Here is a 16,058-nt window from a genome sequence, read left to right as displayed (position 1 = left end):
CCGGTGCTGCGGCCACGTGTCGCGCTCGTACCGTTTTCGCGAAGCCCGTGTTCCGGCCGGCCGACGGCCTACGGCTTGGCGGGCGTGGCCGTCGCGTCCTTGGCGAGGAACGCCAGCAGGTCCTGCCGGCTGACCACGCCCTTCGGCTTGCCCTCCACCAGCACGATCGCGGCGTCCGCCGCGCCCGTACCGCCGAGCACCGCCATCAGCTCCGCGACCGCCTCGCCCGAGCCGACCTGCGGCAGCGGCGGCGACATGTGCTTCTCCAGCGGATCGGTGAGCGAGGCCTGCTGGGCGAAGAGCGCGTTCAGCAGCTCCCGCTCGACGACCGAGCCGATGACCTCGGCGGCCATCACGTCCGGGTGCCCGGCGCCGGGCTTCACGATCGGCATCTGCGAGACGCCGTACTCGCGCAGCACGTCGATCGCCTCGCCGACGGTCTCCTCCGGGTGCATGTGGACGAGCGTCGGAATCGGGCCCGCCTTGTAGTCGAGGACGTCGGCGACGCGGGCGGACGGACCGGTGTCCTCCAGGAAGCCGTAGTCGGCCATCCACTCGTCGTTGAAGATCTTGCTCAGGTAGCCGCGGCCGCTGTCCGGCAGCAGGACGACGACCACGTCGTCGGGCCCGAGCCGCTTCGCGACCTCCAGGGCTCCGACGACCGCCATGCCGCAGGAACCGCCGACCAGCAGCCCCTCCTCCTTGGCGAGGCGGCGGGTCATCTGGAAGGAGTCCTTGTCGGACACGGCGACGATCTCGTCGGTGACGGTCCGGTCGTACGCCGACGGCCAGAAGTCCTCGCCGACGCCCTCGACCAGGTACGGCCGCCCGGAGCCGCCGGAGTAGACCGAGCCCTCCGGGTCCGCGCCGATGACCTTGACGGCGCCGCCGCTGGCCTCCTTCAGATAGCGGCCGGTGCCGCTGATCGTGCCGCCGGTGCCGACCCCCGCCACGAAGTGGGTGATCTTCCCGTCCGTCTGCTCCCACAGCTCGGGACCGGTGGTCTCGTAGTGGGAGCGCGGGTTGTTCGGGTTGGAGTACTGGTCGGGCTTCCAGGCTCCCGGCGTCTCACGGACCAGCCGGTCGGAGACGTTGTAGTACGAGTCCGGGTGCTCGGGGTCGACCGCCGTCGGACAGACGACGACCTCGGCTCCGTAGGCTCGCAGCACATTGATCTTGTCCGTGGACACCTTGTCCGGGCAGACGAAGATGCACTTGTAGCCCTTCTGCTGCGCGACGATCGCCAGGCCGACGCCCGTGTTGCCGCTCGTCGGCTCGACGATCGTGCCGCCGGGCTGCAGCTCGCCGCTCTGTTCGGCGGCCTCGATCATCCGCAGGGCGATCCGGTCCTTGACCGATCCGCCGGGGTTGAAGTACTCGACCTTGGCCAGGACCGTCGCCTGGATGCCTGCCGTGACACTGCGCAGCCTCACCAGCGGGGTATTGCCTACGAGGCTGATCATCGAATCGTGGAATTGCACCGTGTACTCCGGGGTCTCCGAGATGGTGCCGCAAGAGTATGCGTACGGGCACGAGATTGGGCGAAGCGATTGAACGACGGCCCCTTGGGGGCAGTTAGCTCTGTGTACGGCGGTGACGGCCTCACCCTCGATCGCGACGGACTCCGCCGACGGTCGCGGGCGATGCCGTAAGGCAACGAGGAGGTGGACCGGACTGTGTCGAGGGCAAGGGTGGCACGGCGGATCGCGGCGGGCGCGGCCTACGGCGGTGGCAGCGTCGGGCTGGTGGGCGCCGCGGCAGTGGGTGTCCTGCTGGCGGAGGTCCAGCTGGCGAAGCGGCAGGTGGGAGGCGGCACCGCACCGGTCCCGCCGAGCGCAGACGGGCGGTACGGGGTGGCGTTCGCCGGCCCTGCGGACCCGCTGCGGTTCGGGCTGCTCGGGGACTCCACGGCGGCCGGTCAGGGGGTGCGCCGGGCCGGGCAGACGCCGGGGGCGCTGCTCGCCTCGGGGCTGGCCGCGGTGTCGGAGCGGCCCGTGGATCTGCGCAACGTCGCGCAGCCGGGCGCCCGGTCGGACGATCTGGAGCGGCAGGTCTCGCTGCTGCTCGCGGATCCGTCCCGCACGCCGGACGTCTGCGTGATCATGATCGGTGCGAACGACGTGACGCACCGGATGCCCGCCACCCAGTCGGTGCGCTGTCTGACGACGGCGGTGCGCAGACTGCGTACGGCGGGGGCCGAGGTCGTCGTGGGCACCTGCCCGGACCTGGGCACGATCGAACCGGTCTACCAGCCCCTGCGGTGGCTGGCCCGGCGGGTGAGCCGGCAGCTGGCGGCGGCCCAGACGATCGGTTCGGTGGAGCAGGGCGGGCGCACGGTGTCGCTGGGCGACCTGCTGGGGCCGGAGTTCGAGGCGAACCCGCGGGAGCTGTTCGGCCCGGACAACTACCACCCGTCGGCGGAGGGCTACGCGACGGCGGCGATGGCGGTCCTGCCGACGCTCTGCGCGGTGCTCGGGCTGTGGCCGGAGACCGACCGGCTGGACGGGGCACGGCGCGAGGACATGCTGCCGGTGGCCAAGGCGGCCTCCCAGGCGGCCAGGGAGGCCGGTACGGAGGTCACCGGTGCCCGGGCGCCCTGGGCACTCCTCAAGCACCGCAGGCGGCGGCGTCTGCCCGCGGCCACGGAGCCGCACCCGCATCCGGAGATGCACGGAGAAGCGGGCGGCTCCACCAGGGTGGAGCCGCGTCCGGGCACCGACACGGGCACGTCGTCCCGGCATGCCTGAGGGCGCCCGCAGGGGCTCCACGACAGCGAAGCCGCCGCCGGAGCCGCAGCCGAGGACGCAGCCCCCGCGAGGGCGGACCCCGGCCTCGCCACCGGCGGACTGAGCGGTTGCTTAGAAAAGAGGCCCGCATCACATGCCCGGTCAGGTGACCTCAGCAGTACGTCCGGGTAACTTCCAGAGCAGTCCTGCCAGACAGCCTTCCAGCCCTCATGGAGCCGCGTGATGCCCGAAGCCGTGATCGTCTCTGCTGCCCGTTCGCCCATCGGCCGGGCCTTCAAGGGTTCGCTGAAGGACCTGCGCGCGGACGACCTGACCGCCACGATCATCCAGACCGCCCTCGCCAAGGTCCCGGAGCTGGACCCGCGGGACATCGACGACCTGATGCTCGGCTGCGGCCTCCCCGGCGGCGAGCAGGGCAACAACCTGGGCCGCATCATCGCCGTACAGATGGGGATGGACCACCTTCCCGGCTGTACGGTCACGCGCTACTGCTCGTCCTCGCTGCAGACGAGCCGCATGGCGCTGCACGCCATCAAGGCGGGCGAGGGCGACGTCTTCATCTCCGCCGGTGTCGAGATGGTGTCCCGCTTCGCGAAGGGCAACTCCGACAGCTGGCCGGACACCCACAACCCGTTCTTCGCCGACGCCGAGGCCCGCACCGAGGCCCGCGCCGCGGAGTCCGGCGCGAGCTGGCACGACCCGCGCGAGGACGGCCTGGTCCCGGACGCGTACATCTCGATGGGGCAGACGGCGGAGAACCTGGCCCGGACCAAGGGCATCACCCGTCAGGACATGGACGAGTTCGGCGTCCGCTCGCAGAACCTCGCCGAGGAAGCCCTGAAGAACGGCTTCTGGGAGCGCGAGATCACCCCGGTGACGACCCCGGACGGCACGGTGGTCTCCAAGGACGACGGCCCGCGTGCGGGGGTCTCCCTGGAGGGCGTGCAGGGCCTGAAGCCGGTCTTCCGCCCCGACGGTCTGGTCACGGCCGCCAACTGCTGCCCGCTCAACGACGGTGCCGCGGCGCTCGTGATCATGTCCGACACCAAGGCGCGCGAGCTGGGCCTGACCCCGCTGGCGCGGATCGTCTCCACCGGCGTCTCGGGCCTCTCCCCCGAGATCATGGGCTACGGACCGGTCGAGGCGAGCAAGCAGGCGCTGAAGCGGGCCGGACTGACGATCGACGACATCGACCTGGCCGAGATCAACGAGGCGTTCGCCGCCCAGGTGATCCCGTCCTACCGCGACCTGGGCCTGCCGCTGGACAAGGTCAACGTCAACGGCGGCGCCATCGCCGTCGGGCACCCCTTCGGCATGACCGGCGCGCGGATCACCGGCACGCTGATCAACAGCCTGCAGTTCCACGACAAGCAGTTCGGCCTGGAGACCATGTGCGTGGGCGGCGGCCAGGGCATGGCGATGGTCATCGAGCGGCTGAGCTGAGCCGGCCGAAGGAGACGGGCGGCCGGGCCGCGCCGTCGCGGGGCGGGCAGGGGCGGGTAGACGCCTCGGCCCGCCCCGTGACCGCCACTTTTCCGTGACGCTCCGGATCCGCCGGATCACCGGCCATCGGCGTCCGCCGGGCCCACACCGCCCTGCGGGCCCTTCAGCCGGACGAAGTGGCCGGTTCCGAGCCCCGACCGTGACCGAATCTCCCCCAGGATGTGACCTATCTCCTGGGGGAGACTCATTCCCGCAGGTCACACCCGCATCAGGGTTAAACCCCAGGCCCAAAGACCTGTCCAATTCGTGACGTAATGCACTGACACATGGTGTCGGTACAGGACAAGCTGATGTAGGAAGTCGGGGGATCGATTGAAACCGGGAGTATGTCAGTGAGCGCCATGCCTCTTGCCCTGTTGCTGACCACCGCCGCTGCCACGGCCGTGGGCACCGCCGCTCTGCACGCCGCTCACGGGCTGCGTCAGCAGGTATCCGCCCTGCGCAGAGAGCTGGCCGACGGCCGCGCCCGCAGTGCAGCCGTACCCGCTCAGAGCCGTAACGAAGCCACCCCGGCCGCGGAAATACGCGCTGCGGTCGCCGAGGCACTGGCCGAGGAACGGGAGCGCGAGCTCGCCGAGGCCCGTGCCTTCTGGGCCACGCAGGAGGCACGCGACGCCGCCGACGCCCCCTCCCTGCTGGGCGGCCTGGCCGGGCTGGGCGAGGACGCCCCGTTCTTCGTCCCGCGCCAGAGCGACTTCGCCGGTCTGGAGGCGATGGACCTCGACGCCACCGAGGCGTTCGAGGAACTGACGGAACTGGCCGAGCTGACGGAACTGGCCGACATGGCCGAGCTCCCGGAGACGGCCGAGTTCGCCGAGGACTCCCCCGAGCTGGCCGCCGCGCGCCGCCGCCACCCCTCGCACCCGGACTTCGTGCCGGTGCAGACCCCCGTCGTCACCGACCACGAGCGCACGGTGAACCGCCTGGAGGAGCTGGCCGACAGCCGGACGGAGCTCTCCGACGTGCGGCCCGGCCCGCTCGGCACGCTCGACGTGTACGTCTTCGCCGACGGCACCACGCTCTGCATGACCCCCGGCCACCGCGAGACGGCCGAGCAGCTGGCCGCGTCGCTGCGGGCGGGCGAGCACCCGGTGCTCCTGGGCGGCTCCGGTGTCTCCGGCGCGTACGCGCTGACGTTCTCGTGCGGCAAGGACAACGTCTACATACTGGCCGACCGCGTCATCGCGAGCTTCTAGCCCGCGGACCGGTCTCCGGCCCCACCCCAGGTACAGCGGCCCTCGCCGGCCGCTGCAGCAGCCCGGCGCGCGCGGTCACCCTGCGCGCACCCCCCGGGGCGAAGCCCCTCGCACCCCTTCAGGGCGAACGCACCACTCCCGGCGAACGCCCGCACACATCACTTACGCGAACGCCCGCGCACACCATTCGCGCGAAGGCCCGCGCGCACCACTCAGGCGAACGCCCGCACGGCCGCTGCCTCGACGAACTGCACGGCCTCGTCCAGCTCCACGGACGGGGCCATTTCCAGTGCCACGGCCAGGTCCCGCCCGGCGACGGCGAGCTGGTCACCGATGGCGAAGATCCCGGCGTCCGGCATGATCCGCGGCTCCCGCCCCGGCGTCTCGACGCGCTGCGCCCGCACCGACAGCTCCCGGGCCACGGCCAGCCCCTCGGCCGCCACTCCCCGCTGCAGCCTGCTCTGCGGGGCGGCGCGCAGCCGGTCGGCGAATCGGTCCACGGCGGTGATCAGGGGCGTCGTATCAAGCACCCCGCGACCCTACGCGCCCCTCCCGGGCTGTCGCCAACGGCTGAGGCAACGGAAAACGGCCCGCAGGCTCCGTCGTCCGGAGCCTGCGGGCCGTTCCCGCGATCAGGTGTCGGCGTGGTGACTAGTCGTCGCCGCTGAGGATGGAGAGCAGGCGCAGCATCTCCAGGTAGATCCACACCAGGGTCATGGTGAGGCCGAAGGCCGCCAGCCAGGACTCCTCGCGCGGGGCGCCGTACGCGATGCCGTCCTCGACCTGCTTGAAGTCCAGAGCCAGGAAGCACGCGCCGAGGATGATGCCGATGACGCCGAAGAGGATGCCGAGGCCGCCGCTGCGGAAGCCCAGGCCGTCACCGCCGCCGAACACGGCGAACAGCAGGTTGACCATCATCAGGAGCATGAAGCCCATGGCGGCGGCCATCACGAAGCCGTAGAACCGGCGGGTGACACGGATCCAGCGCATCTTGTACGCGAGCAGCACGCCGGCGAAGACACACATGGTGCCCATCACCGCCTGCATCACGACGCCCGGTCCGATGTAGGTGCTGACCGCGCTGGAGATGACCCCGAGGAACACGCCCTCGAAGGCCGCGTACGAGATGATCAGCGCGGGGACGGGCTTGCGCTTGAAGGACTGGACGAGCGACAGCACGAAGGCGATGATCGCGGCGCCGATCGCGATGCCGTACGACTTGCCCAGGTTGGCCTCGTCGACCGGCAGCAGGGCCCAGGCGGCCGCGGCGCCGAGCACTACCGTGCCCAGCGTCAGCGCCGTGCGGGTGACGACGTCGTCGATCGTCATCACACCGGAGCGCGGCGGCGCCTGCGGGGCGCCGTACCGGGTGTCCTGCTGGGCGTAGGGGTTCGTGGCGTACGGGTTCGGGGCGGTGCCCTGCGCGTACGGGTTGGCACCCGCTGCGGGGGCCCCGGCCTGCGGTGACGCGTTGAAGCCCGCGTGACCGTTGTCGCGGCTGAAGCCCCGTCGCGAGAAGACCGGGTTGCTGCTCCTCATCTCACTCCTTCATGGCCACCCAGCGTGGCCTTCCCACAAGAGTAATGGGTAGGCAAAACAATCTCCCTAGTGCCAGGGGAGGATCTTTCCGCGATCGCAACGCGGCCCGCCGCGCACTGTCAGCCGCCCGCCCCCGTGGCCCGCGACCCGCGGTCCGCACCCCCCGGGCCACGGGCCTGAGAAATCCCTGTGCGTTTCCGGGCGCAGCTGAGTATCACCCATAAAGTTCACGGAATTGTTGACGATCTCTTCGGGTGCTCACTACGTTCGAAAACCGGACGAGCGGCAGAAGCGGCGGGGGAACCTGCCGCGACGAGGAGACCACCGTGCAGCACAGGGCAGTGAAGCGAAGGACCGTCGTCATGGGAATCGGCGCGACGGCAGGGGTCGTCGCGGCCGGCGGCATCGCCGTGAACGCGCAGGCGTCAGCCGCCGGGAAGGGGGACTCCACGGCGCCCTCGGCGGCCCTGGTCTTCGACCCGGACGACTACACGGAGCTGACGGAGACGATCAAGGATGCCGCCGGCACCGATCACGTGGTGACGTACCACTTCTTCAAGCCGCGCAACTACGTCACCGCACCGAGCGACGACACCCACCAGAGCCTGGTGGTCAGCGTCCCCGTCACGATCGACGGCAAGGCGGTCGACGCCTCCCGCGCTCCCGTCGTCCTGGCGAACGCGGTGGGCGCCTACATGCCGTCCAGCGTCGCGACGGCCACCGGTGTGGGCCAGGCCGCGCTGGAGATGGGCTCCATGGGCGGCGGGACCGGCGGTGCGCCCTCAGGGGCGCCCGGCGGCACGCCGTCCGGTATGCCAAGCGGTATGCCTTCGGGCGGCCCGGGCGGGGGCGGCACGGGAGGCGTCAACGGGATGGTCAACCTGGCGAGGCTCGCGCTGGTCGCCGGCTACGTCGCCGTGGAGCCCGGCACCCGCGGCCGCAGCCTGACCGCATCGGACGGCACGGTCTACGGCACGGCTCCGGCGGTCATCGTGGACCTGAAGGCCGCGGTGCGCTACGTACGCTTCAACAAGGGCCGCATCCCGGGCGACACCGACCGGATCGTGTCCACCGGGACCAGCGCAGGCGGTGCCACGTCCGCGTTGCTGGGTGCGTCCGGCGACAGCCCCATCTACGACACGTACCTGAAGAAGGCGGGCGCGGCCCCGGCCTCGGACGCGGTCTTCGCGACCGGTGCCTGGTGCCCGATCACCGACCTGGAACACGCCGACGGCGCCTACGAATGGAACTGGGGCGCCCTCGTCGCCCAGTCCACCGGCAAGGTCGTCGACCAGACCGTCTCCAAGGCGCTGCAGGCGCAGTTCGCCGAGTACCAGGCCTCCCTGAAGCTGCGCGGCCTGAACGGCTACGGAGCCCTGACGGCCCGCAACTACGACGACTACCTGCTCACGACGTACATCCGGCCGTCCGCCACGAAGTACCTGGCGGCGCTGCCGGACTCCGAGCGCACCGCCTACCTGGCCGAGAACCCGTTCATCACCTGGTCCCGCTCCAAGGCCACCTTCACCTGGGCCGACTACGTCACCCACATCGGCACCAGGAAGAAGACCACCCCGGCCTTCGACGCCTTCGACCTGTCCGCCGGCGAGAACAACGAGTTCGGCGAGGGCACCGTCGAGTCCCGCCACTTCACCGCGTACAGCCTCAGGAACGACACGACCGGGCTCACCGGCAAGAGGCTCGACAGCGACATCCCCGAGAAGCTCGACCTGATGAACCCGATGTACCACCTCGTCAAGAAGCGCAACCCGAACCGGTCGAAGCACTGGTGGATCCGCCTGGGCACCGGCGACACCGACACCTCGCACGTCATCTCCGCCAACCTCGCCGCCGCACTGGACAACCTCGGCGACGACGTCAACCACTCGTTCTACTGGGACCAGGGCCACGCCACCAACGCCGACCCCGGCGACTTCATCGCCTGGATCGCCAAGGTCACCGGCTCCAGGCGGTAGCCCCCTCCCCCACCCCGGAGTTGGGAGTGATGTGGGCGTCCGCCCACGCGCCCGAGGCCGCACCTCCCGCGCCCACTTCACTCCCGACTCCCCGAAGATCCGGCCGCCTCATCCCTCCGCAGCCTCCCGTGCCGCGCGCTCCACCCGGTCCCGGTGGCCCGCCCACCAAGTCGCTTCGCCGGGTGCCACGTTGCGGCCCTCCTTCCGCTGCCCGGTCGCCCCGTCGATCAACTCCCTCACGACGTCGGCGTGCCCGGCATGGCGCTGGGTCTCGGCGACCATGTGGACGAGTACCCGGTGAAGGGTCAGCTCCTTCCCCTCTCCCCCGGGAAGCAGGCCGGTCGCGTCGAGGTCCAGCGCGTCGATCGTCGCGTCGGAGTGGGCCCACACCCGGCGGTACTGCGCGACGATCCCGTCACGCGTCTCGTCGGCCGTCGCCCACAGGTCCGCGTTCGGCTCGGCGTCACCGGCGATCCAGAGATCCGGCGCATCGACCGGCCGCCCGAAGGTATCGCCGAAGTAGAAGGCCTCGGCGCCGGTGACGTGTTTGACGAGGCCCAGCAGGTTGGTGCCGGTGGAGGTCAGGGGCCGCCGGATGTCGTACTCCGACAGGTCCTCCAGCTTCCACAGGAACGTGTCACGGGCGTCCTGCAGGTACACGTGCAGGTCCTTCTTGTAGCCGGCCTCTTGCCCTGTCCCAGTCATGAAGTCACTCTGCCGGACAACCGATCCGTGTCCAACGGCTTTCCCGCCGGGCGGCCCGCTCGGTGAAGGTTGAGCACCGATGTGCCTCATCGGTTTGCCGCCCGCCACCCGGTCGGATAGGAAGCTTGCATGCTCAGCGGTAACAAGGTCGGGCTCAGGGCCCGGCACGATGACGACATCCCGGTCCTGCGGTCCGAGCTCTTCGACGACGTGGTCAACGCCTCGCGGGCCGAAGGCGCGCCGTGGCGGCCGATCACCCCCGGCACGGACGACCCGCGGCTCGTGGTGAACGACAAGGAACAGGGGCACGTCCCCTTCTCCGTGGTGGAGCTCGAAGGCAACACCCTGATAGGTGCCGCGACGCTGTGGGGCATCGACAACCACAACCGGTCGGCGCACGTCGGGCTGGGGCTGCTGCCGTCCTGCCGCGGCAAGGGCTACGGCACCGACGTGGTCGCGGTGCTGTGCCACTACGGTTTCGTCGTGCGCGGCCTCCAGCGGCTGCAGATCGAGACGCTGTCGGACAACACCGCGATGCTGCGCTCCGCCGAGCGCAACGGCTTCGCCCGCGAGGGCGTACTGCGCTCCTCGGCCTGGGTGTTGGGCGAGTTCATGGACCAGGTGGTGCTCGGGCTCCTCACCGCCGACTGGAAGCCGGACTCGAAGGCGTAGCCGCCCGTCGGGGCCCGTACGGACGGGTCCCGGCGGAGCATCCGCCGGGGCCGTGCCTGTCCGGCCGGGCGTGCCGACGGTCTCCGGCGGTCCGTACGGATCAGCCCGGGGCCCGCCCGGGCGCCCGCACCCGTTCCCCGCATTGCGCCGCACGCCGGTCGCCCGACCCCGGGAAACGTGAACTGCACCGGCGGCCGGCCCGATTGGACGGGCCCGGACCGTCACCCGTCAGGACGTGAACGCGACCGGGTCGCGGGCTCCTCGTCACCATCGCTTGACCTGGAGCGCGTACCAGATCCGAGGATGGCGGCATGGATACCAGAGAACCCGCGGTAGCGGCAGTGGCAGAAGGAGCCCCATGACGACCCTCACCCCTGCGGTTGCCGCCGGCCGCACGGTGTCTCCATCGACACACTGCGGTACTACGAGCGTGAAGGGCTCATCGGCCCGATCCGGCGCTCGGGAGGCGGACGCAGGGAGTGCACCGAGGACGACATCTTCTGGATCGGTCTCGTCACGTGCTTCCGCGATGCCGGGCTCGGCATCGCGGACCTGCGGGGCTTCGTCGCCGTCCTGCGGGCCGAACACGCCCCGCAGGAGCGGGTCGCCTTCCTGCGCGAGCGCCGTACCGTCCTTGAGCAGCGGGTGGCAGCGCTGCACCGGGCCATGAAGGTCCTCGACGGCAAGATCGACTACTACAGCTGAGGCCCGGGTGCCGCACTCCCCTGCGGTGCCGTCGGTGGGGGCAGCCGCTACTGCGCCGCTGCCGCCGCCGACGCCTCGGCCAGGCGCTCGAACGTCTCGTTGAGCACCTTCCGGCGCTCGTCCTTGTATGACGCGTCCGGCTCCAGGCCGTCGATCGTCGCCTCCCACACCGCCAGGAACGTCTTCTGCCACGACCGGATCACCTCGGGCTGCGGAAGGGTCACGCCCACCCAGCCCTGCCGGTCCAGGACGAGCAGCAGTTCCAGGTTGCAGGGGACGGTCACGCCCCAGTACTCGTCCGGTTCGAGCTCCACCGGATCACCGGCCATCGCCTCCGTCACCTCGGCCACCAACCGGCCCACCAGGTCCCCGAGATGGTCCGCCGCCGTGTCACTGTCGAAGTTGCCCGCGCCCCACGTGCCCACTGTTCCGCCTCCGCGCTGTGCGTCGTCGCCCGTCGTCACTTCCGTACGCCATCACAGCAGAGGGCACTGACAACCGGCGGACAGCCGGTCAGCCGAACAGGTTCTCCGGGAAGTCCGTGAGGATCATCAGCAGCACCAGTGCCATCAGCAGCAGGGAGACGGCTCCCTCGGTCAGCGCGGCACGTGGGCTGCCCGCCAGGGTGGCCGTCCTGCCCGGGTCGGCGGGGTCGTAGCGGACCGTGACCCGCGCTCCTTCGGGGAAGCGCTTGTTGCCGCCGTCGCGGAACTCGACCCACTCCCCGTTCTGCGCGGTGAACGCGAACACGTACCAGGCCCGCCGGTCGCCCGTCGAGCCCGTCGCCGAGTCCCGCTCGTACACCCGGACGCACCGCGCCGGCGCGGTCACGCCGGAGCGGGCGCCGCGCAGTTGCCGGGCCGTCCGGCCCAGGGACCTGATCGCCGCCAGCGCGACCGCTCCGGTGACGACGAGCGACGTGTTGTCCATGGAGAACCCTCTAGTCGTTGCGCAGCCTGTCGACGAGGAAGCCCACCGCGCAGCCGGCCACCAGGACGACCAGCTGCACCAGGAACGTGAGGACGGTGAGGTCGCCCCCCTGCGAGAAGAAGATCACCAGCTGCAGGGCGACGGCCGGGGTGAACGCCGCGACGTAGTGCCGTACCCGCGACTCCCGGGACGCCCCCTGGTGCACGGCCGCCGCGGCCCAGGTGCCCAGGGCGACGCAGGCCGCGGACGGCAGGTGGAGCAGCAGGACGGTGCGGACCGGTGAGTCCATGGTGGAGACGTCGTCGCCCGTGATGACGTCCCAGACAAGGATGGCGAGGGCCAGTTGCGTCGCCAGCATCACCACGATGCCCGCGGCCCAGGGCAGCATGAAGTTCAGCAGCCGCGGCCGGTCGTGGACGGGCGCGTGGGCGGGGGCGTACCCGCGGTGTACGTCGTATCGGGACATTCGGCTGCCTCTTCGTCGTCGCCCGGCGTTCGGGCGCTACTTCACCTGGATGCTGTCGACGATCTTCGTCCGGTCCGCGTCGCTGAGCTTGCCCTCCTGGGCGTCGATGCGGACGGAGTAGATCCGGCCCTCGGAGTCGACGCCCGTGATGACCACGCCGTCGACCGTCGCGCCCTTCGGGGGCGACTGCGGCACGCCCGTACCGGTGTAGGTGAAGTCGATGCGCTTGGCATCCTTCGCACCCTTGATGTCCGCGTCCTTCGTGCTCTTCACCTCGGTGCTCGCCATGAGGAGGGCCCTGCCGACCGAGGCCGCGTCGTCCCCGGTCGAGGCGTCGGCGAAGCCGCTCTGGATCGACACCTTCACCGTCGGACGGTCGCCCTCGTTCCGCAGGGCCGCGGCGTCGTTGAGCTTGCCGCGCTCGGCCTTGCCCAGCTCGGTGAGGCCGGCCGGGTAGGCGAGCGACACCGTCGGTCCTGCGAGCTTCTTCCAGCCGCTCGGTGTGGCGGGCGCGGCCTTGTCCGAGGCCTCCTCGCCGCCGCACGCGGTGAGCATCAGACCGGCGGTGAGTACAGCGGTGGTGACGGCGACAGCCCGCACCGTCCGCCGGACGGAAAGCTTGGTCATGATCACGTCTCCTTGTACCGGTGAATCACTTGGCACAGTAGCTGTACGGGAAGAACGAGCGCTGGCCACCGGAGGGAGCTCCCAGGAATTCGGCCTTCGTCAGGCTCTTCTGCGACTCGGAGCTGGTGTAGGCGCCGTTGATGCCGGCGATCTCCAGGTTGATGTCGAGGCCGATCTCCTCGGACGAGGAGGAACCGTCGTACTCCTGCTTGCTGACCTGGCCGTGGTTGAACGCGTAGTGACCGAACGGGTCACCCGGGCCGGGGTCCGAGGTCGGTACCGGTGTGCCGGTGAACAGGTAGTTGAAGGCGCTGTTCATGCCCTGGCCGGAGAACATCTGGGCCTTGATGGCGTCGGACTCGGCCTTGGACATGTTCTTGTCGTCCAGGGGGACGGTGGTGGTGATGACCTGGGTGGTCGTACCGCCGCCCTTCGCGTTGCCGTTGACGTCGCCCTTGAGGCCGGCACTCGCCTCCGCCTTGCCCTCCAGGGTCCGCGTCATCGTGATGCTCTTCACCTTGCCGGTCTTGCTGTCGACCGTGACCGTGATGGCGCCCGCCGCCGAACCGGCGGCCTCCGCGCCCGCCTTGACCGGGCCGGCCTCGCCCTTCGCGTACGCACCGCCGGTGGCCTTGGCCTGGTAGGTGTACGCGTCGGTGTTGTTGATGTGGTTCTGCGTCAGCGTGACTTCCTGGGCCTCGGAGATCTTGAGGCCGGCCTCGACGGTGGCACCGGGCTTGGGGGCCGGGGTGGTCGTGCCGTCGGCGTTCGTCGTGTCGGGGGCGTTCATGCCCGCGCCGAACTGGAACCCGGCCTGGGCGGCGACTTCGAGGCTGATCTTCTGCGTGGTGATGTGCTTGTTGCCGAGCTTGTCCTCGATGTTCTGCTTGAGGCGGCTCTCCTCGGCCTTCGGCCCCTTGCCGAACCAGCTGGCTATCTCGGTGGAACCGCCCACGATCGGGCTGAGGTTGGAGAGCTTGTTCAGCCGGCTGAGCTTCTTGTACTCCTGGAGGTCCTTGCGGAACTGGTCCGCCTCCTCCTGGCTGTCGAAGACCCAGGTGTCGCCCGTGGTGACGGTGAGACCGGCGGCTATCTCCACCTTGTCCTTGCCCACGTCGCCGATCTTGATACGGCCCTTGGGCTTCTCCGTGCCCTTGACCGAGCCGGCGTCGGTGAAGGTGAGCGAGACCTGCTCGTCGTTGTCGTCGATCTTGCCGTCTTTGTTGACGTCCGTCTTCGCCCTGGTCGTCGTCTCCTCGAAACCGAACTCGCCGCCGAACTCGACGCCGAGCGTCTCGAACGACACCCCGAACTTGCCGCCCTGCGTTCCGGACTTGGTCACCGTGGCGCAGGTGAGGGGCTCGAACTCGGCGTTGGGGTCGCCGCCGGCCTCGGTCCCGCCGCCGCCGCTGCATCCCCCGCCGCCCGTGACGGAGGAGATCGCGCACGAGAACCGCTCACTGATCTGCCCGGCGAGACCGGTCACCAGCAGGGCGCCCACGATGGCCACGGCGACCATGACCATGCCGACGTACTCCAGGGCGGTTCCACCCCGGTCGTCCCATGCACTGCGCGAGGATATGAGCCCCCGATACCTCGTTCGCGGCATGTCTGTGTCCTCCCCGATGGCCTTAGGGGTCGGAGGTTACGAGAGCCGCACCCCTTCCGGCACGGGCCCGTGGGCCCAAATACGGGGCCTCAATCCGGACGTACGACCGAACCGGCAGTGGGCCCAGTGGGTCCGCCGGTCCCGCGAAGACGCCGTGGAGACGGTCCGTGGCGGGGCGGCCCCCTCACTCCAATTCCGCTACGGGCTCCGGCCTACGGAGCCCGGTGCGGTGCGCGGCGTACCGCGAGGACCGCCAGGTCATCCTGTTGCACACCGGCGGTGAACTCCCGCACGTCGTCGACGAGCGAACCGATCATCCGGCCTGCGGTGATGTCGACGCGGCCGCCGAGGCGCGCCTCCAGCGGGTAGAAGTCGCCCTGCGGCGAACGGGCTTCGGTCAGGCCGTCGGTGCACAGCAGCAGCGTGGACCCGGTGGGAAAGGCGAACCACGCCACCGTGCGCGGTTCGTCGACCAGGCTCGCCAGGCCCAGCGGCACGTGTTCCTCCCCCTCGCCGACGGCGGTCACGGCGCCCTCGTGCAGGAGGTAGGGCGGGATGTGGCCGCAACCGACGACCTGGATGTCGGTGCCCATGTCCACCCCCAGGACCAGCGCGGTGACGAACCGTTCGGGCTCGCCGCGCTGTCCGGCGTACTCGTTGTGCCGGACCACCGCCGCCTCCAGCGCGTCGACGAGAGCGGTCACGGTCGGCTCGCGGTGCGCGGCCTCCCGGAACGCTCCCACCACGTCGATGGCCATCCCGATGGCGGCAAGCCCCTTGCCCTGGACATCGCCGATCAGGACCCGGGTGCCCCAGGGCGTGGCCACCACGTCGTAGATGTCGCCCCCGACGAGCTTGTCCTCCTGCAGGGGCTCGTACACACCGTCCACCAGCACGTCGTCGGTGAGGAGCGGCAGCGGGCGCAGGATCTGCCGCTGCATCGCCGCTGCGGTCGACCGCAGCCGCACCAGGGCACCCTCGCGCAGGATGCGCACCCGGGCCCCGTAGACGGCCAGCGTGCCGAAGCCGACGGCGAACAGCGTCAGAATCACCCGGTCCAGGATCCGTTCCCCGGGCTGGAAGATCACCGGCGCGATGACGACGAGGATCACCCAGGCGGACACCAGCGCCGTCTGGCGAGGGCTGCACAGCGCGGCCGCGAACGCCGGCAGGAACACCAGCAGACCCAGCAGAAGCACCGCGGTCCCGGTCAGCAGACCGAAGACGACCACCACGGCCGTCGTTGCCAGGGTCGCCAGGACGACGCTACGGGTGGCGGGCGTGCGGATGGCGTTGATGTCGTCGTTGTCCGTCGAACTGTGTGCCGGGGACAGCGCTGCACGCAGCGGACGGAACATGCGGGCATCCTCCAGCGGCGATGTG

At 70.4% G+C, this 16,058-nt stretch carries 15 protein-coding genes and 1 pseudogene; 6 read left to right on the top strand and 10 right to left on the bottom strand.

Features of this window, described 5'->3' with window-relative positions:
- Positions 1-68: 68 nt before the first annotated feature.
- Positions 69-1,481, bottom strand: a complete 1,413-nt coding sequence (locus ABT025_RS27660; protein ID WP_350999974.1) for a cystathionine beta-synthase — start codon at positions 1,479-1,481, stop codon at positions 69-71.
- Between the two features lie 210 nt (positions 1,482-1,691).
- Here ABT025_RS27660 and ABT025_RS27655 point away from each other — a divergent pair, with 210 nt between their 5' ends.
- The 3 genes from ABT025_RS27655 (at position 1,692) to ABT025_RS27645 (ending at position 5,446) form a co-directional block, all read left to right on the top strand.
- A complete protein-coding gene (locus ABT025_RS27655; RefSeq protein ID WP_351000007.1) occupies positions 1,692-2,747 on the top strand; it encodes an SGNH/GDSL hydrolase family protein in 1,056 nt (351 codons plus the stop codon).
- A gap of 222 nt (positions 2,748-2,969) precedes the next feature.
- Entirely contained in the window at positions 2,970-4,190 is a 1,221-nt protein-coding gene (locus ABT025_RS27650; RefSeq protein WP_350999972.1) for an acetyl-CoA C-acetyltransferase, read from the top strand.
- A 386-nt stretch (positions 4,191-4,576) separates the two neighbouring features.
- Positions 4,577-5,446 (top strand): hypothetical protein, encoded by an 870-nt coding sequence (locus ABT025_RS27645; RefSeq protein WP_350999969.1) that lies wholly within the window; start codon positions 4,577-4,579, stop codon positions 5,444-5,446.
- Between the two features lie 212 nt (positions 5,447-5,658).
- Here the strand turns inward: ABT025_RS27645 and ABT025_RS27640 are convergent, their stop codons facing one another.
- Positions 5,659-5,976 carry a hypothetical protein gene (locus ABT025_RS27640; RefSeq protein ID WP_350999967.1) on the bottom strand — a complete coding sequence of 106 codons (318 nt, stop codon included), beginning with the start codon at positions 5,974-5,976 and terminating at the stop codon, positions 5,659-5,661.
- Positions 5,977-6,097: 121 nt separating this feature from the next.
- The gene (locus ABT025_RS27635) at positions 6,098-6,985 is read right to left on the bottom strand and encodes a Bax inhibitor-1/YccA family protein (protein WP_350999965.1); all 888 of its coding nucleotides are present in this window, start codon (positions 6,983-6,985) and stop codon (positions 6,098-6,100) included.
- A gap of 326 nt (positions 6,986-7,311) precedes the next feature.
- Between ABT025_RS27635 and ABT025_RS27630 the strand changes: the two genes are divergently transcribed.
- Entirely contained in the window at positions 7,312-8,961 is a 1,650-nt protein-coding gene (locus tag ABT025_RS27630) for a subtype B tannase (protein ID WP_350999963.1), read from the top strand.
- 108 nt (positions 8,962-9,069) lie between these two features.
- On the opposite strand, the gene ABT025_RS27625 is transcribed toward ABT025_RS27630, so the two are convergent.
- Positions 9,070-9,666, bottom strand: a complete 597-nt coding sequence (locus ABT025_RS27625; RefSeq protein WP_350999961.1) for a DinB family protein — start codon at positions 9,664-9,666, stop codon at positions 9,070-9,072.
- Positions 9,667-9,795: 129 nt separating this feature from the next.
- Here ABT025_RS27625 and ABT025_RS27620 point away from each other — a divergent pair, with 129 nt between their 5' ends.
- Both ABT025_RS27620 and ABT025_RS27615 read left to right on the top strand, forming a co-directional pair.
- A complete protein-coding gene (locus tag ABT025_RS27620; RefSeq protein ID WP_350999958.1) occupies positions 9,796-10,338 on the top strand; it encodes a GNAT family N-acetyltransferase in 543 nt (180 codons plus the stop codon).
- 358 nt (positions 10,339-10,696) lie between these two features.
- Positions 10,697-11,043 (top strand): annotated as a pseudogene (locus ABT025_RS27615) (MerR family transcriptional regulator).
- 47 nt (positions 11,044-11,090) lie between these two features.
- Here the strand turns inward: ABT025_RS27615 and ABT025_RS27610 are convergent.
- The 6 genes from ABT025_RS27610 to ABT025_RS27585 all read right to left on the bottom strand — a co-directional run bounded on the left by ABT025_RS27610 (position 11,091) and on the right by ABT025_RS27585 (position 16,033).
- On the bottom strand, positions 11,091-11,507 hold the full coding sequence (locus ABT025_RS27610; RefSeq protein WP_502972037.1) for a DUF4259 domain-containing protein: 417 nt from the start codon (positions 11,505-11,507) through the stop codon (positions 11,091-11,093).
- Positions 11,508-11,556: 49 nt separating this feature from the next.
- The gene (locus ABT025_RS27605) at positions 11,557-11,973 is read right to left on the bottom strand and encodes a DUF3592 domain-containing protein (protein ID WP_350999956.1); all 417 of its coding nucleotides are present in this window, start codon (positions 11,971-11,973) and stop codon (positions 11,557-11,559) included.
- Positions 11,974-11,983: 10 nt separating this feature from the next.
- Positions 11,984-12,439, bottom strand: a complete 456-nt coding sequence (locus ABT025_RS27600) for a hypothetical protein (RefSeq protein ID WP_350999954.1) — start codon at positions 12,437-12,439, stop codon at positions 11,984-11,986.
- A 36-nt stretch (positions 12,440-12,475) separates the two neighbouring features.
- A complete protein-coding gene (locus ABT025_RS27595; protein ID WP_350999952.1) occupies positions 12,476-13,066 on the bottom strand; it encodes a hypothetical protein in 591 nt (196 codons plus the stop codon).
- A gap of 25 nt (positions 13,067-13,091) precedes the next feature.
- Positions 13,092-14,675 (bottom strand): hypothetical protein, encoded by a 1,584-nt coding sequence (locus ABT025_RS27590; protein ID WP_350999950.1) that lies wholly within the window; start codon positions 14,673-14,675, stop codon positions 13,092-13,094.
- Between the two features lie 212 nt (positions 14,676-14,887).
- The gene (locus tag ABT025_RS27585; protein ID WP_350999948.1) at positions 14,888-16,033 is read right to left on the bottom strand and encodes a PP2C family protein-serine/threonine phosphatase; all 1,146 of its coding nucleotides are present in this window, start codon (positions 16,031-16,033) and stop codon (positions 14,888-14,890) included.
- Positions 16,034-16,058: the final 25 nt, after the last annotated feature.

The organism is Streptomyces sp. NPDC002809 (genome assembly GCF_040295435.1).
In the GTDB taxonomy this organism is placed as follows: Bacteria; Actinomycetota; Actinomycetes; order Streptomycetales; family Streptomycetaceae; genus Streptomyces.
Note: the sequence above shows the minus strand (reverse complement) of the source record. Positions and strands in the feature narration are given on the sequence as shown.

What these genes read in the sequence shown, in the direction of transcription:
- ABT025_RS27625 (WP_350999961.1), bottom strand. Translation starts at nt 9,666, where the DNA reads ATGACTGGGACAGGGCAAGAGGCCGGCTACAAGAAGGACCTGCACGTG.
- ABT025_RS27645 (WP_350999969.1), top strand. Translation starts at nt 4,577, where the DNA reads ATGTCAGTGAGCGCCATGCCTCTTGCCCTGTTGCTGACCACCGCCGCT.
- ABT025_RS27585 (WP_350999948.1), bottom strand. Translation starts at nt 16,033, where the DNA reads ATGTTCCGTCCGCTGCGTGCAGCGCTGTCCCCGGCACACAGTTCGACG.
- ABT025_RS27605 (WP_350999956.1), bottom strand. Translation starts at nt 11,973, where the DNA reads ATGGACAACACGTCGCTCGTCGTCACCGGAGCGGTCGCGCTGGCGGCG.
- ABT025_RS27635 (WP_350999965.1), bottom strand. Translation starts at nt 6,985, where the DNA reads ATGAGGAGCAGCAACCCGGTCTTCTCGCGACGGGGCTTCAGCCGCGAC.
- ABT025_RS27595 (WP_350999952.1), bottom strand. Translation starts at nt 13,066, where the DNA reads ATGACCAAGCTTTCCGTCCGGCGGACGGTGCGGGCTGTCGCCGTCACC.
- ABT025_RS27600 (WP_350999954.1), bottom strand. Translation starts at nt 12,439, where the DNA reads ATGTCCCGATACGACGTACACCGCGGGTACGCCCCCGCCCACGCGCCC.
- ABT025_RS27590 (WP_350999950.1), bottom strand. Translation starts at nt 14,675, where the DNA reads ATGCCGCGAACGAGGTATCGGGGGCTCATATCCTCGCGCAGTGCATGG.
- ABT025_RS27650 (WP_350999972.1), top strand. Translation starts at nt 2,970, where the DNA reads ATGCCCGAAGCCGTGATCGTCTCTGCTGCCCGTTCGCCCATCGGCCGG.
- ABT025_RS27620 (WP_350999958.1), top strand. Translation starts at nt 9,796, where the DNA reads ATGCTCAGCGGTAACAAGGTCGGGCTCAGGGCCCGGCACGATGACGAC.